Raw genomic sequence first — 13,890 nt, forward strand, 5'->3', positions numbered from 1 at the left:
GCCGCGGATGCCAGGGGACTAGCGCTTCAACCCCAGCGCCGCCAGCATCTGCTCGCTGTTCTTCTGCATCTGCTCCTGCATCTGCGTGAAGGCGTTGCGCGACTGTTCCAGATAGGTGCCCATCATGCCCTGCATCATGGGCGATTGCACATTCATGAACTGCTTCCAGGCCTCGGGATTGACGCCGGTGGACTGCTCGGTCATCTTGTGCTGCAGGTCCATGAAGATCTGGACGTTCTTCTCCAGGTAAGACCCCATGAAATCCTGCATGGCATGGCCATAGAAACGGATGATGTTGGCCAGCACCTGCTCGGTGAAGATCGGCACGCCCGCGGTCTCTTCTTCCAGAATGATCTGCAGCAGGATGCTGCGGGTCAGGTCGTCGTTGGTCTTGGCATCGCGCACAACGAAAGGCTCGTTGTCCATGACCAGCGCCTTCACTTCAGCCAGCGTGATGTACGACGAAGTGTCGGTGTCGTAAAGACGCCGGTTCGGGTACTTCTTGATCACGCGCACGGCGGGAGCGCGCTCACCGCCGCTGTCGGCCTTGGTTTTTTGCACTGAGGACTTTCTGGAAAGAGCGGGCAGGGTCGCCCACCGTCTGCTCGGAGGATACGGCACATTCTAAAAACCCGATTGCTGCGGACCAACATGGGTTTTCCCTGTGCATCAGACAGAGAATGGGCAAAAAAAAGCCCGGCATGGCTGCCAGGCATTTTTGGAGGACTTGCCTCGTCGAGAGGGAAGAATCGGATTGGTAGGCGCGATTGGACTCGAACCAACGACCCCCACCATGTCAAGGTGGTGCTCTAACCAGCTGAGCTACGCGCCTACAAACGATTCGAAGCCTCGCAGTATAGCATCCCGCGACGGCTACTTGCGGCGAACCACGCGCACCCCGGCCACGTCGCCCACCGCCGACATGGCGCGCGCAACCTGCCTTGCGTCGGGGACTTCGATGGTGAAGGTCATCCAGGCAATACCTTTGACCGACTGGGTCTGAACGCCGATCACGTTCATCTTCTCGCGCGCGAACACATCGGAAATGTCACGCAGCAGGCCCTGCCGGTCCAGTGCCTCGATGGCCACGTCGACCGGGTAGACCGAAGGCTGCGCGTCCCGTCCACCTGTGGGCTGGCCACCCCACTGCACCTCGATCACGCGGTCGGGATTCTTGCGCTGCAGGTGGGCAAAATCGCTGCAATCGCTGCGATGGATGCTCACACCCTTTCCGCGCGTGACAAAGCCGCCGATCTCGTCCGGCGGCGCCGGTTTGCAGCACCTGGCAAGCTGCGTCATGAGCGATTCGACGCCCACCACCAGCACGCCGCCGCCGGTCTGCCCAGACGACTTGCGCGGCTTCCTCAGCCAGACCGGCACTTCAGACGGCACCTCCGGCTCGGGTGGGCGCAGGTGGGTCTCGATGGCACGCAGCGAGAGTTCGTCCTTGCCAACCTGCTCGAACAGCTCTTGCGCTGAGGCCAGGCCAAGCGCCACGGCCAGATCGTCGAATTTCAGGGCCGTCTTCCCCTCTCGCTGAAGCAGTTTTTCCACCGCCTCGCGCCCTCGCGCCACCGTTTCTTCCATGGCCTGGGCGTTGAACCAGGCGCGCACCTTGCTCTTGGCGCGGTGACTCACGAGGTAGCCCAGCTCGGCGTTGAGCCAGTCGCGCGAGGGTCCGCCCTCCTTCGCCGCGGTGATCTCCACCGTCTGACCGTTCTGCAGCGGCGTGTTGAGCGTGACCATGGCGCCATCGACGCGCGCGCCGCGGCAGCGGTGGCCCAGATCGGTATGCACGGTGTAGGCGAAGTCCACTGCGGTTGCGCCCTGGGGCAATTCCACAATGGCGGCGTCAGGGGTGAGCACGTAGATGCGGTCTTCGAACAACCCTTGAGCGGCACCGCTCAGGTCGCGCTCCCATGCCAGCAGCTGACGCAGAACCGCGATCTTGGCGTCGTACTCGGAGCTGGCCGAAACACCCGCATAGCCCTTGGTCCCCGCCTCCTTGTAAGCCCAGTGCGCCGCCACACCGTGCTCGGCATGGTCGTGCATGGCCCGGGTGCGGATCTGGATCTCGAACGCCCTTCCCTGCGCGTCACGCACCACCGTGTGCAACGACTGGTAGCCATTGGCCTTGGGTTTGGCGATGTAGTCGTCGAACTCATCGGGTAACGGTGAGAACCTGGCGTGCACGTGGGCAAGCGCGGCATAACAGTCGGCCACCTCAGGCACCACCACACGCAGGGCCCGGATATCGAACACTTGCTCGAAGTCCAGCGACTTCCCGCGCATCTTCTTGACGATGCTGTAGATATGCTTGGGTCGACCCTGCACAGAGGCATGCACCCCTTGCAGGTGCAGCTCCTCTTCCAGTTGCTGCCGCACCTGCTCCACATGGGCCTCGCGCTCGGCGCGCTTTTCGTCGAGCAGGCGCGCGACGTCCTTGTAAGTCTGAGGTTCCAGGAAGCGGAACGCCAGATCCTCCATCTCCCATTTGATCTGCCAGATGCCCAGGCGATTGGCCAGCGGGGCGAACACGTGCAGCGACTCGCTGGCCAGGGCATCGCCCGGCTCGGTCTTGCAGGCGGCGAAATAGCGCAGGGTCTGCAAGCGCGAAGCGAGCCGCAGCATGACCACGCGCAGATCGCGCGAGAACGCCAGGAGCATCTTGCGAACGTTCTCCGTCTGGCTTGCCGCCAGCTCGGAGACGAATGTCTTGCCAGCGGCGGTGACGGGCAAGTCCTGCTCCTGGGCTGCCAGACGTTCCACTTCCTTTTTGGCCTGTACCTCGGCGTGCTTGAGTCGAGCCTGGCGCTGCAACTGCACCAACTTGGTGGTCTCCACCGCCAACGCCGCGAAGTTCTCGCCAAACGCCTTGGAGATCACCTCCTGCGGTCGGTTCAGGTGCTGGCAGGCATATACAAGGTAGGCTGCGGCCTGCATCGCCTCGGAGCCTCCGATGTCGCTCAGAACGCCAGCCACCGCGTCGGCGTGCGCCAGGATGTTCTCGCCCGTATCGAGATGCTCGCTGGCGATCAAGGGTTCGGCAAAGGCGCGCGCACGTGTCAGTGCCTGCGCCTGTCTGGGCAGGCTGTCGGATGTCGCCGCCACGATGGCCGACGGTACGACCGGCGCCGCGTGTGTCTCCTGCACTTCGCCCAAGGTGGAACCCGCGGATCGCTTCATGACTTTCCCTGCGCCACTTTCATTCGGCCCACAGGAACGACCGGACGGTTTCCACCTGGTCGGAGGCCACCAGCGTGGGCGCATGCCCCACCCCGTCGAATGCGACGCACCGGGCCTTTGGGCCACGCTGCGCCATCTCATGGGCCGTGGCCTCAGTCAGCAGATCGGATTGCTGGCCACGCAACAGCAAGGTGCGCGCCGTGATGGCGTCGTACAGGGCCCAGAGTGTGGCCTCGCCATCGCGCACGATCTGATGCGCCTGCACCTGATCGGGCATGTCGATCAGGGCTTTCACGGGCAAGGCCAGCGCCGGGTCGTAGTGCAGCCACCAACGGCCTTCGCGCTCCCGCAACAGGGGAAGCGACAGCGCACGCCATTGCTCGGCGCTGTGCGGGCCAAATGTGGCGGAGATCGAGACCAGGTAGTCGATGGCGGCCTGTTCACTGTCGAAGGACGGGTTCCGCCCCAGATAGGTGCCGATGCGCTGCAAGGCTTCCCACTGCACCACCGGTCCCACATCGTTGAGCACCAATCGGCGAATGGCCAACGCCGGCTGAGCAGCCACGGCCATGCCGATCAGCCCTCCCATGCTGGTGCCGACCCAGTCGACGACGAAGTCTGGCCGGCCCGCGCGCAGCGTCATCAAAAGCGCCGCCAGATCGGCCGCATACGTGGGCACCTGGTAGGCCATGGGATCGGCCAACCAGTCGCTCTGCCCGCGCCCGGCGACATCCACCGCGATCACCCGGGCACGTTCCGTGAGCGCTCGGGCCAGGGTGTCGAAATCACGGCCCTGGCGCGCCAGGCCATGCACACAGACCACCACGTGCCCGGTGTCGCCGGACGTGCACGGCCAGTCCCAGTAAGCCAGACGGCGCGGTGCGCCTTTCTGGCCGGCGGGGGCGCCGACATCTAGATATTGCAGGGATGGTTCTTGCATGGGGGAAAGGGGGCCGAAGGCCTCCGTGATAATGCTTTCAAGCGCTTTTCAACCAATCGTAATGGAACTGGAGTACCCCCATGCTTGCCAACAAGACCGCCCTCGTCACCGGCTCCACCAGCGGCATCGGGCTGGGCATCGCCAAGGCCCTGGCGCGCCAGGGCGCCAACATCGTTTTGAACGGATTTGGTGATGCCGAAGGCCCCAAGGCCGAGATTGGCGCGCTGGGAGCGAAGGTGGCCTACCACGGCGCGGACATGAGCAAACCTGCCGAGATCGAAGCCATGATGGCGTTCGCCGCGGCCACCTTCGGCCAGGTCGACATCCTGGTCAACAACGCCGGCATCCAGCACGTGGCGCGCGTGGAAAACTTCCCCGTCGAGCGCTGGGACGCGATCATCGCGATCAACCTGACAAGCGCCTTTCTGGCCAGCCGACTCGCACTGCCCGCCATGCAGAAGGCCGACTGGGGCCGCATCATCAACGTGGCTTCGGTGCACGGCCTGGTGGGCTCGGCCGAGAAGTCGGCCTACGTGGCAGCCAAACATGGCATCCTGGGTCTGACCAAGGTCACGGCACTGGAGAACGCCACTTCGGGCGTGACGTGCAACGCCATCTGCCCCGGTTGGGTGCTCACGCCGCTGGTGCAGAAGCAGGTGGACGCCAAGGCCGCAGCACAGGGTCTGTCCAACGAAGATGCCAAGAAGCAATTGCTGGGCGAGAAGGAACCCTCAATGCAGTTCACCACGCCTGAAGAGCTGGGTGAACTCGCGGTATTTTTCTGCTCACCCGCCGCCAACAATGTGCGTGGCGTCGCCTGGAACATGGACGGCGGCTGGGCCGCGCAGTGAGCGTCAGCGCAGTTGCACCGAGCCGGACACCGTCACGTTGACGGTGGACTTGCCGGCTTCCACCGGCACCGCCGCATCCGACATCGCGGCCTTGGCCTCCATGGCCATCATGCGCGGCTGGATGGGGCGGCCCTCCTGGTCGGCCGAGCTCACGGCCACTTCGCGCAGGCTGTAGCCGGCAAAGCCGAAGCCCTTGGCGACGTCGTTCGCGCGCTGCTTGAAGCGCTCGATGGCCAGCGCCTGCACATCGGCTTCGAGCTTCTGACGCGCTTCGCGCGACAGCGAGAAGCCCATGTTGCCCATGGTGAGCGTCTGAATCTTGCCGGCCGTGGCGCTGATGAGCGCGAAATCACGGCCTTCGAGCACCAGTTCGGTGCTGCCCATCCAGCCATTGATCTTGCCGTTGCTGCCATAGCGGGGATGCAGGCTGAACTGCCCAGTCCGCACTTCCAGCTGCTGCGGCTTCGCGCTGGCACGTGCGACGGTCAGCGCCGCGTCGAGCGCCTGCTTGAGCTGGTTCTGCACGGTGACAGCGTCGGGCCCTTCACGGGTGGTGTTCAGACTCATGCTCAACCAGTCCTGCGGCACTTCCATGAAACCACTTGCGGAGATGTTCACCACGTTGGCCGGTACGGGCGCGACGCCCTGCGCGTGAGCGGGAGCGACGGCCAGAAATCCCAGGGCCATGACGGCCGGAAGGAGGACGCGTGGGAAGGAAAAAGAGGGCTTGGAAGAGAGCTTGAGCGGTCGGATCGAAGGAAGGGTCATGGCTTGAAGCGGGATTCATAAGGAGGCTGTTCACGCAGCTGCTCGCGCAAGCGCTGGCGCTCTTCCACCGATAGGCGGTAGGGCTTGCTGGTGTCGTCCATGTCGTCGAAAGGCTGGCGAAGCGCATCGCGCAGGCGCATCGGCCCGCGCACCTCGCTGGTGTCGCCCATCGAGATGGGCAAGACCGTCGGCGGCACATCCGAAGGTACCGGATGCACGCGCTGAACGTCTTGAGCCGCCACCAGTGGACTGATGACGGACAACAGGAACGCGCTTGTCAGAAAGGATTTCATGGTGCGCTCAAGTATGAACATCTGGCCGATTGTGTGATGTGGCCTCCGTGAAGTCGCTGCCAGCGCGGGCAACATCTGTAACAGCGTGTCAGGAAAATAAAAATTGAGTGCTGACAACCACTTGGCGCTGCCACAATCGAGTTTGTTACATATTTCGGAAGTTGCTCCCATGCCACAAAACAGTGTCCGCCCCAACAAGGTTCTTGTCGTCGACGACGACGTGCGCATCCGCGACCTGCTGCGCCGCTATCTGATGCAGGAAGGCTTCGAGGTCATGCTGGCCGAGGACGGCAAGGCCCTCAACCGCGTGCTGCAGCGGGATTCGGTCGACCTTATCGTGCTCGATCTGATGATGCCCGGCGAGGATGGGCTCTCCATCTGCCGCCGCTTGCGCGCCAATGGCGACCGCACACCCATCATCATGCTCACCGCGAAAAGCGAAGACGTGGATCGCATCGTCGGCCTGGAGGTCGGTGCCGACGACTACCTTGGCAAGCCTTTCAATCCGCGCGAACTGCTGGCTCGAATCCATGCCGTGCTGCGCCGCCGCCCCCCCACCGAGGTACCTGGCGCCCCGTCGCAAGATCAGGAGGTTGTGAAGTTCGGCCCGTTCGAGTTCGACCTCAGCTTGCGCACCCTGCGCAAGGACGGCGTGGACCTGCCGCTGACCACCGGTGAGTTCGCCATGCTCAAGGCCCTGGTTCGCCATCCGCGCCAGCCGCTCTCGCGCGAGAAGCTGGCCCAGCTGGCGCGCGGCCGCGAGTTCGAACCCTTCGACCGCAGCCTGGACGTTCAGGTCTCGCGCCTTCGCAAGCTCATTGAAGAGGACGCCGCCTCACCCCGCTACCTGCAGACGGTCTGGGGCGTGGGCTACGTCTTCGTGCCGGACGGCAATGCCTGATGTCCGACGAGTCACGCGTTCCGTTCGAGACCCAGCCGGCCTCGCTGGAAACAGCGCCTGCGCCGTTGGAAATGCGTCCCAACCGGGGCGTGAGCCTGTTCTGGCGCACGTTTCTGTTCCTGGCGCTGCTGCTTGTGGGCTGCATCGTCGCCTGGCTGCAGACCTTCCGGGCGCTTGAGTACGAACCGCGCGCACTCCAGAGCGCCAACCAGCTCGCCTCGCTGGTCAACCTCAGCCGGGCGGCGCTGATCCACTCGGACGCCATTGCCCGCGTTTCGCTGATCAAGACCCTCGCCAGCGAGGAAGGCCTGCGCATCGCGCCGCGTGAACCCACCGACACCTTTCGCCTCTACAACACCGATGCGTTGAGCCGCAACGTGGCCGAACGGCTCAGTGGCCGCCTCGGGCCCGACACGCTGGTGGCGCGCGAGGTGAATGGCACACCGGGCCTGTGGATCGGCTTCACCATCGATGACGACCCGTACTGGCTGCTGACCGACCCGTCCCGCATCGGGCCGGTGGCCGGCACCACCTGGCTGATCTGGCTGGGCACGGCCGCCCTGCTCTCGCTCACCGGCGCGGCGCTGATCGCGCGACTGATCAACCGCCCGCTCAAGAAGCTGTCGTTTGCCGCCAGCCGCGTGCGCGAAGGCGATTTCAACGCCAGCCAGCTCAACGAATCCGTGGCCACCAGCGAGATCCGGGAGGTCAACATCGGCTTCAACCGAATGGCGCAGCGCCTCTCCAAGATCGAGCAGGACCGCGCACTCATGCTCGCCGGCATCTCGCACGACCTGCGCACGCCGCTGGCGCGCCTGCGCCTGGAAACCGAAATGAGCGTGGACGACCCGCAGGCGCGCGAGCACATGTCGGCCGACATCGAACAGGTCAACGCCATCATCGACAAATTCCTGGACTACGCACGGCCCGACCACATCAAGCCCGAGCGCGTGAACCTCAACCAGGTGGTGGACGCGGCCATCTACTCCGTGGGCCAGGATCCGAACACCGTCGTCAGCACCAACATTCCGCTGCACACCATCGTGATGGGCGATGCGGTGGAACTCCAGCGCGTTTTCGCCAACCTGCTGGAGAACGCCATGCGCTATGGCAAGGACCCTGACACCGGTGTGACGCGGGTGGAGATCGCGGCCAAGGCCAAGGACGACTTCGTGCTGATCAAGCTGCGCGACTACGGCCAGGGCGTCAATCCCGATCAGATCGAGCAACTCACCCAGCCGTTCTTTCGGGGCGACGTGTCACGCACCGCGGCCACCGGTACTGGTCTGGGCCTGGCCATCGTGGACCGAGCCATTGCACGCATGGGTGGGCGCTTCGCGCTGGCCAACAGCAGCACCGGTGGCCTGGCGGCTCACATGAAACTGGTCAGGGCGTCTTCCTGATCAACAGCACGATGGCACGAGCCTCCATGCTGAGGCCTTGCCCTACCGGACCAATCTTCTCGGCGGTCTTGGCCTTCACGTTGACCTGATCCCGCGCCAAGCCAAGGGCACTGGCGATGCGCCCGCACATGGCGTCGATGTGCGGCGCCAGCTTTGGGGCCTGCGCGATCACGGTGCTGTCCACATTCCCGATCTCGAAACCCGCTTCGCGCACGCGACGCGCCGCCTCGGCCAGCAACACACTGGAATCGGCGCCCTTGAAACGAGCATCGGTGTCCGGAAAGTGGCGGCCGATGTCACCCAGCGCGGCCGCACCGAGCAAGGCGTCGGTGATGGCATGCAGCAGCACGTCGGCATCGGAGTGTCCGAGCAGACCATGGGTGTGCGGAACCTTCACGCCACCGATGATCAGGGGCCGGTCCGGCACGAGTGCGTGCACGTCCCAGCCCTCACCGATTCGAAAGGTGGGCAGGCTGATCGTCATGGGCGGCTCCTGATCACGGCTTCGGCGAGCGCGAAATCTTCGGGGTAGGTGATCTTGAAGTTCTGTGCGCTGCCGCGCACCAGCAAGGGATGATGCCCCGCCAGTTCCATGGCACTGGCCTCATCGGTGATCCCGGCGAAGCCACTGCCTTCGGTCGCGGCCAGTGCAGCGCGCAGCGCACCCAGGCGGAACATCTGCGGCGTCTGCGCCAGCCATTTGTGGGCACGTTCGACGGTGGTAGCCACTCGACCTTTTGTCTCGGCCTTGAGTGTGTCCGGCAAGGGCAATGCCAGCAGACCACCCACGGCATCGTTCCAGCAGGCGTCGATCAGCGCGTCCACCTGCGCCGGGGTGACAAGGCAGCGTGCCGCATCGTGCACCAGCACCCAGTCGTCCGCATGCGCGCCCTGTTCCATCAGGGCCTGCAAGCCGTTGAAGACACTCTCTGCGCGGGTCGCTCCACCACATCGCGCGAGAACAGCCCCGACGGGCTGTGATGCCCACCAGGCATCTTCCGGCGCAATGACGACCACGCAAAGTTCGATCCGCGCCACGCCACGCAGCGCAGCCAGCGTGTGCATCACCATGGGCTGGCCGGCGATGGGCTGGTATTGCTTGGGAAGTTCGGTGCCAGCCCGGGAACCCGTGCCCGCACAGGGCAGCAGGGCATGGCAACGGGGAGTGGGGTGGGAGGTCAATTCGGTCGGCGCATCGGGCATGGTGTGCCTGCATTCTAGAATCAGCCATCGCACCCCCGGCCCAACCCGCCGGGGGTGTTCGTCATGGCCGCATTGGCCTCCTGCAAGCTCAAGTCCAACCTGCCTGTCACTTCGTCCCCCATGGACTTGCCCAAACTCTCTCCCGGCAAACGCCACACCTTGCCCCTGCCCGGCGGCTCGGCCGATGCCCTGCTGCTCGCCCGGCTGGCCGCGCGCGAGAAGGCCGCTGGCCGGCTCACCGCCATCGTCACGGCAGACGCCAACGATGCACAGCGCCTGATCGACGAAATGGCGTTCTTCGCGCCCGAGTTGCGCTGTGCGCTGTTTCCTGATTGGGAAACCCTGCCCTACGACACGTTTTCGCCGCATCAGGATCTGATCAGCGAACGACTGGCCACGCTCTGGCGCATTTCGCAACGCGACAAGGACACCGGCGCAGACGTGGTGCTCGTGCCCGCCACCACCGCGCTGTACCGGCTCGCGCCACCGGCCTTCCTGGCCGGCTACACCTTTCATTTCAAGGTCAAGCAGAAGCTCGATGAAGCCAAGCTCAAGGGCCAGCTCACGCTGGCGGGCTACCAGCATGTGACGCAGGTGGTGAGCCCGGGCGAGTACGCGGTGCGTGGCGGCCTGATCGACCTCTTTCCCATGGGCAGCCTGGTGCCCTACCGCGTGGACCTCTTCGACGACGAGATCGACAGCATCCGCACCTTCGACCCGGACAGCCAGCGCAGCCTGTACCCGGTGACCGAAGTCCGGTTGCTGCCCGGGCGCGAGTTCCCCATGGACGACGCGGCGCGGGCGCGTTTTCGCAGCCGCTGGCGCGAACTGCTCGAGGGCGATCCGACCAAGAGCCGCATCTACAAGGACATCGGCAACGGCGTGGCCACCGCCGGCATCGAGTACTACCTGCCGCTGTTCTTCGACGACACCGCCACCGTGTTCGACTACCTGGGCGCCGACGCCACCGTGGTGCTGCACGGCGAGCTCGAACCCGCCTTCCAGCGCTTCTGGCAGGACACGAAGGACCGGCACCGCCTGCTGCGGGGTGACCCGGAACGGCCGGTGCTGCCGCCGGAAGCGCTGTTCCTCGATGCCGAGCAGTTCCACATCCGTGCGAACCAGCATGCGCAACTCGTGCTGCGACCGGTGCAGCAGGGCATGGAACACGGTGCCCACGTTCAGCCGTTGGGCGACTTGTCGGTGCTGCGCGGCGCCGACGACCCTCTGGCGCGGCTGCAAGCCCACCTTCGCAACACCACGCACCGCGTTCTGCTGCTCGCCGAGAGCGACGGCCGGCGTGAGAGCCTGCTCGATTTCCTGCGAGCCAGCGGCCTCAACCCACCGGTGGTCGACTCTCTGGTGGAATTCCAGGCCAGCGACGAGAAGACCGGCATGGCCACCGCCGCGCTCACGGTGGGCTTCTCGTGGCTCGATGAAGGCATCGATTTCGTCACCGAAACGGAACTCTTCGCCGCCGGCCCCACCACGCGCCGGCGCAAGAAGCAGGAACAGGTCAGCGACGTCGATGCGCTGATCAAGGACCTCTCCGAACTCAATGTGGGCGACCCGGTGGTGCACAACGCGCATGGCATTGGACGCTATCGCGGCCTGGTCCACATGGACATGGGCGAGAAGAACCCCGACGGTTCGCCCGCCTTGATGGAATTCCTGCACCTCGAGTACGCCGACAAGGCGGTGCTCTACGTGCCGGTGAGCCAGTTGCAACTGATCGGCCGTTACACCGGCGTGAGCGCCGACGAGGCCCCACTCCACCGCTTGGGCAGCGGCCAATGGGAAAAGGCCAAACGAAAGGCCGCCGAGCAGGTGCGCGATGCAGCCGCCGAACTGCTCAACATCTACGCCCGCCGCGCCGCACGCCAGGGCCACGCATTCCGCTACTCGGCGCAAGACTACGAGGTGTTCGCGAACGACTTCGGCTTCGAAGAAACCGCCGACCAGCGCGCGGCCATCCACGCCGTGATCCAGGACATGATCAGCCCACGCCCGATGGACCGGCTGGTCTGCGGCGATGTCGGCTTCGGCAAGACCGAGGTCGCGCTGCGCGCGGCCTTCGTCGCCGTGACGGGCGGGCGGCAAGTGGCTTTTCTCGCGCCCACCACACTGCTCGCCGAGCAGCATTTCCAGACCCTCTCCGACCGCTTCTCGAAGTGGCCCGTGAAGGTGGCCGAGATGAGCCGCTTCCGATCCACCAAGGAAATCAACGCCGCCGCCAAGGGCCTGGCCGATGGCTCGGTCGACATCGTGGTCGGCACGCACAAGCTGCTCAGCGAGAGCGTGAAGTTCAAGGACCTGGGGTTGCTCATCATCGACGAGGAGCACCGCTTCGGTGTGCGTCACAAGGAGCAGATGAAAGCCCTGCGCGCCGAGGTGGACGTGCTCACCCTGACCGCAACGCCGATCCCTCGCACGCTGGGCATGGCGCTCGAAGGCCTGCGCGATCTGTCGGTGATCGCCACCGCGCCGCAGCGCCGCCTGGCCATCAAGACCTTTGTGCGCAATGAAGGCAACGGCGTGATCCGTGAAGCCGTGCTGCGCGAGCTCAAGCGCGGCGGCCAGGTCTACTTTCTGCACAACGAGGTGGAGACGATCGAGAACCGCCGGCAGAAGCTGGTAGAAATCCTGCCCGAGGCGCGCATCGCCATCGCGCATGGCCAGATGCCGGAACGCGAGCTGGAGCGCGTGATGCGCGATTTCGTGGCGCAGCGCTACAACCTGCTGCTGTGCTCCACCATCATTGAAACCGGCATTGACGTGCCCACCGCCAACACCATCGTGATGAGCCGCGCCGACAAGTTCGGGCTGGCGCAGTTGCACCAGTTGCGTGGGCGCGTGGGCCGCAGCCACCACCAGGCCTATGCCTACCTCATGGTGCCCGACACCGAGGGCCTGACCAAGCAGGCCTCGCAGCGGCTGGATGCCATCCAGCAGATGGAAGAGCTCGGCAGCGGCTTCTACCTGGCCATGCACGACCTGGAGATTCGCGGCGCGGGCGAGGTGCTGGGCGAGAACCAGAGCGGCAACATGCTGGAGGTGGGCTTCCAGCTGTACAACGAGATGCTGAGCGAAGCCGTGCGATCGCTCAAGGCCGGCCGCGAGCCCGACCTGCTCTCGCCGCTCTCCGTCACCACCGACATCAACCTGCACGCGCCCGCCCTGCTGCCGAGCGACTATTGCGGCGACGTGCACCTTCGCCTGTCGTTCTACAAGAAGCTCGCCACCGCGAAGAACACCGACCAGGTGGATGCCCTGCTCGAAGAGATCGTGGACCGTTTCGGCAAACTGCCTCCCCAGGCCCAGACGCTGATCGACGTGCACCGCCTGCGCTGCATCAGTGCGCCCTATGGTGTGGTCAAGGTCGACGCTGCGCCCGGCGTGATCCAGATCACCTTCCGCTCCAACCCGCCGTTCGACTCGATGCGCATCATCGAACTCATTCAGAAGAACCGCCACATCAAACTGGCCGGCAATGAAAAGCTGCGCATCGAACGAGCCCTGCCCGAGGTGAAAGATCGGGTGCAGATGGTGCGAGACGTGCTGCGCTCGCTCGGTCAACCCTTGAAGCAATCAGAACCCGCATGACCACCACCACCGAATTCGCGCCCGGCCTCACCGTTCGTGGCTTCACGCCGCCCCTCAAACTGAGCGACTACAAGCTCATCGCCTTCGACATGGACTCCACGCTCATCAGCATCGAGTGTGTGGACGAGATTGCCGATGCGGTGGGCAAGAAGGCCGAGGTCGCCGCGATCACCGAAGCCGCCATGCGCGGCGAGATCACCGACTACAAGGACAGCCTGCGCCAGCGCGTGAAGCTGCTGCGCGGCGTCACCATCGCCGACATGGAACGCGTCTATACCGAACGCCTGCGCATCAACCCTGGCGCCGCCGAACTCATCAGCGCCTGCAAGGCCGCTGGCCTGAAAGTGCTGCTGGTTTCAGGTGGTTTCACATTTTTCAGCGAGCGCGTGCGGCAGACACTGGGCATCGACTTCACCCGAGCAAACGTGCTGGAGGTTGAGAGCGGCCCCAACTGTGGCCAGCTCACCGGGCGCATGGTCGATCAGCCATGGGGCGACATCTGCGATGGCGCGGAAAAGCGGCGCACGCTGCTGGAAGTGGCCTCCCTCCTGGGCATTGAAGCATCGGAATGCATCGCCATGGGCGACGGCGCCAACGACCTCCCCATGATGGCGGTGGCCGGGCTCTCGGTGGCCTACCACGCCAAGCCTGCGGTGCGCGCCCAGGCCATGGTGGCGATTCACGAGGGCGGGCTCAATCGGCTGCTGGAAATCCTGCGCTGACCGCCTCCATTTTCTGTGTG

The 13,890-nt window shown here is 64.8% G+C and carries 12 protein-coding genes and 1 tRNA gene; 5 read left to right on the forward strand and 8 right to left on the reverse strand.

Features of this window, described 5'->3' with window-relative positions:
* Positions 1 to 18: 18 nt before the first annotated feature.
* The 4 genes from phaR to ACTIF6_RS08185 all read right to left on the reverse strand — a co-directional run bounded on the left by phaR (position 19) and on the right by ACTIF6_RS08185 (position 4,126).
* Positions 19 to 561, reverse strand: a complete 543-nt coding sequence (gene phaR / locus ACTIF6_RS08170) for a polyhydroxyalkanoate synthesis repressor PhaR (protein WP_439587466.1) — start codon at positions 559 to 561, stop codon at positions 19 to 21.
* Between the two features lie 194 nt (positions 562 to 755).
* A tRNA-Val gene (locus ACTIF6_RS08175) sits at positions 756 to 832 on the reverse strand.
* 41 nt (positions 833 to 873) lie between these two features.
* Positions 874 to 3,186 (reverse strand): RelA/SpoT family protein, encoded by a 2,313-nt coding sequence (locus ACTIF6_RS08180; protein WP_439587467.1) that lies wholly within the window; start codon positions 3,184 to 3,186, stop codon positions 874 to 876.
* 19 nt (positions 3,187 to 3,205) lie between these two features.
* A complete protein-coding gene (locus ACTIF6_RS08185) occupies positions 3,206 to 4,126 on the reverse strand; it encodes an alpha/beta fold hydrolase (RefSeq protein WP_439587468.1) in 921 nt (306 codons plus the stop codon).
* Between the two features lie 80 nt (positions 4,127 to 4,206).
* Here ACTIF6_RS08185 and ACTIF6_RS08190 point away from each other — a divergent pair, with 80 nt between their 5' ends.
* On the forward strand, positions 4,207 to 4,977 hold the full coding sequence (locus ACTIF6_RS08190; protein ID WP_439587469.1) for a 3-hydroxybutyrate dehydrogenase: 771 nt from the start codon (positions 4,207 to 4,209) through the stop codon (positions 4,975 to 4,977).
* A gap of 3 nt (positions 4,978 to 4,980) precedes the next feature.
* On the opposite strand, the gene ACTIF6_RS08195 is transcribed toward ACTIF6_RS08190, so the two are convergent.
* Complete coding sequence (locus ACTIF6_RS08195) at positions 4,981 to 5,664, reverse strand: SIMPL domain-containing protein (protein ID WP_439587527.1); 684 nt, start codon at positions 5,662 to 5,664, stop codon at positions 4,981 to 4,983.
* Positions 5,665 to 5,741: 77 nt separating this feature from the next.
* On the reverse strand, positions 5,742 to 6,038 hold the full coding sequence (locus ACTIF6_RS08200) for a hypothetical protein (RefSeq protein WP_439587470.1): 297 nt from the start codon (positions 6,036 to 6,038) through the stop codon (positions 5,742 to 5,744).
* Between the two features lie 169 nt (positions 6,039 to 6,207).
* Here ACTIF6_RS08200 and ompR point away from each other — a divergent pair, with 169 nt between their 5' ends.
* Both ompR and ACTIF6_RS08210 read left to right on the forward strand, forming a co-directional pair.
* Positions 6,208 to 6,939, forward strand: coding sequence for an osmolarity response regulator transcription factor OmpR (gene ompR / locus ACTIF6_RS08205; protein ID WP_428290801.1), 732 nt, complete (start codon positions 6,208 to 6,210; stop codon positions 6,937 to 6,939).
* Positions 6,939 to 8,342 (forward strand): ATP-binding protein, encoded by a 1,404-nt coding sequence (locus tag ACTIF6_RS08210; protein ID WP_439587471.1) that lies wholly within the window; start codon positions 6,939 to 6,941, stop codon positions 8,340 to 8,342. The genes ompR and ACTIF6_RS08210 overlap by 1 nt, the downstream gene beginning before the upstream one ends.
* Here ACTIF6_RS08210 and ispF read toward each other — a convergent pair.
* Positions 8,326 to 8,826 carry a 2-C-methyl-D-erythritol 2,4-cyclodiphosphate synthase gene (gene ispF, locus ACTIF6_RS08215; protein WP_439587472.1) on the reverse strand — a complete coding sequence of 167 codons (501 nt, stop codon included), beginning with the start codon at positions 8,824 to 8,826 and terminating at the stop codon, positions 8,326 to 8,328. The genes ACTIF6_RS08210 and ispF overlap by 17 nt on opposite strands.
* The gene (ispD, locus tag ACTIF6_RS08220; RefSeq protein WP_439587473.1) at positions 8,823 to 9,545 is read right to left on the reverse strand and encodes a 2-C-methyl-D-erythritol 4-phosphate cytidylyltransferase; all 723 of its coding nucleotides are present in this window, start codon (positions 9,543 to 9,545) and stop codon (positions 8,823 to 8,825) included. Before ispD ends, ispF begins: the two co-directional genes overlap by 4 nt.
* A gap of 63 nt (positions 9,546 to 9,608) precedes the next feature.
* On the opposite strand from ispD, the gene mfd reads away from it, so the two are divergent.
* Both mfd and serB read left to right on the forward strand, forming a co-directional pair.
* Complete coding sequence (gene mfd, locus ACTIF6_RS08225; protein ID WP_439587474.1) at positions 9,609 to 13,148, forward strand: transcription-repair coupling factor; 3,540 nt, start codon at positions 9,609 to 9,611, stop codon at positions 13,146 to 13,148.
* A complete protein-coding gene (gene serB, locus ACTIF6_RS08230; RefSeq protein WP_439587475.1) occupies positions 13,145 to 13,870 on the forward strand; it encodes a phosphoserine phosphatase SerB in 726 nt (241 codons plus the stop codon). Before mfd ends, serB begins: the two co-directional genes overlap by 4 nt.
* The last annotated feature ends 20 nt before the right edge of the window (positions 13,871 to 13,890 follow it).

The sequence above is a fragment of the Hydrogenophaga sp. genome, assembly GCF_051860785.1.
Taxonomy (GTDB): Bacteria; Pseudomonadota; Gammaproteobacteria; order Burkholderiales; family Burkholderiaceae_C; genus Hydrogenophaga.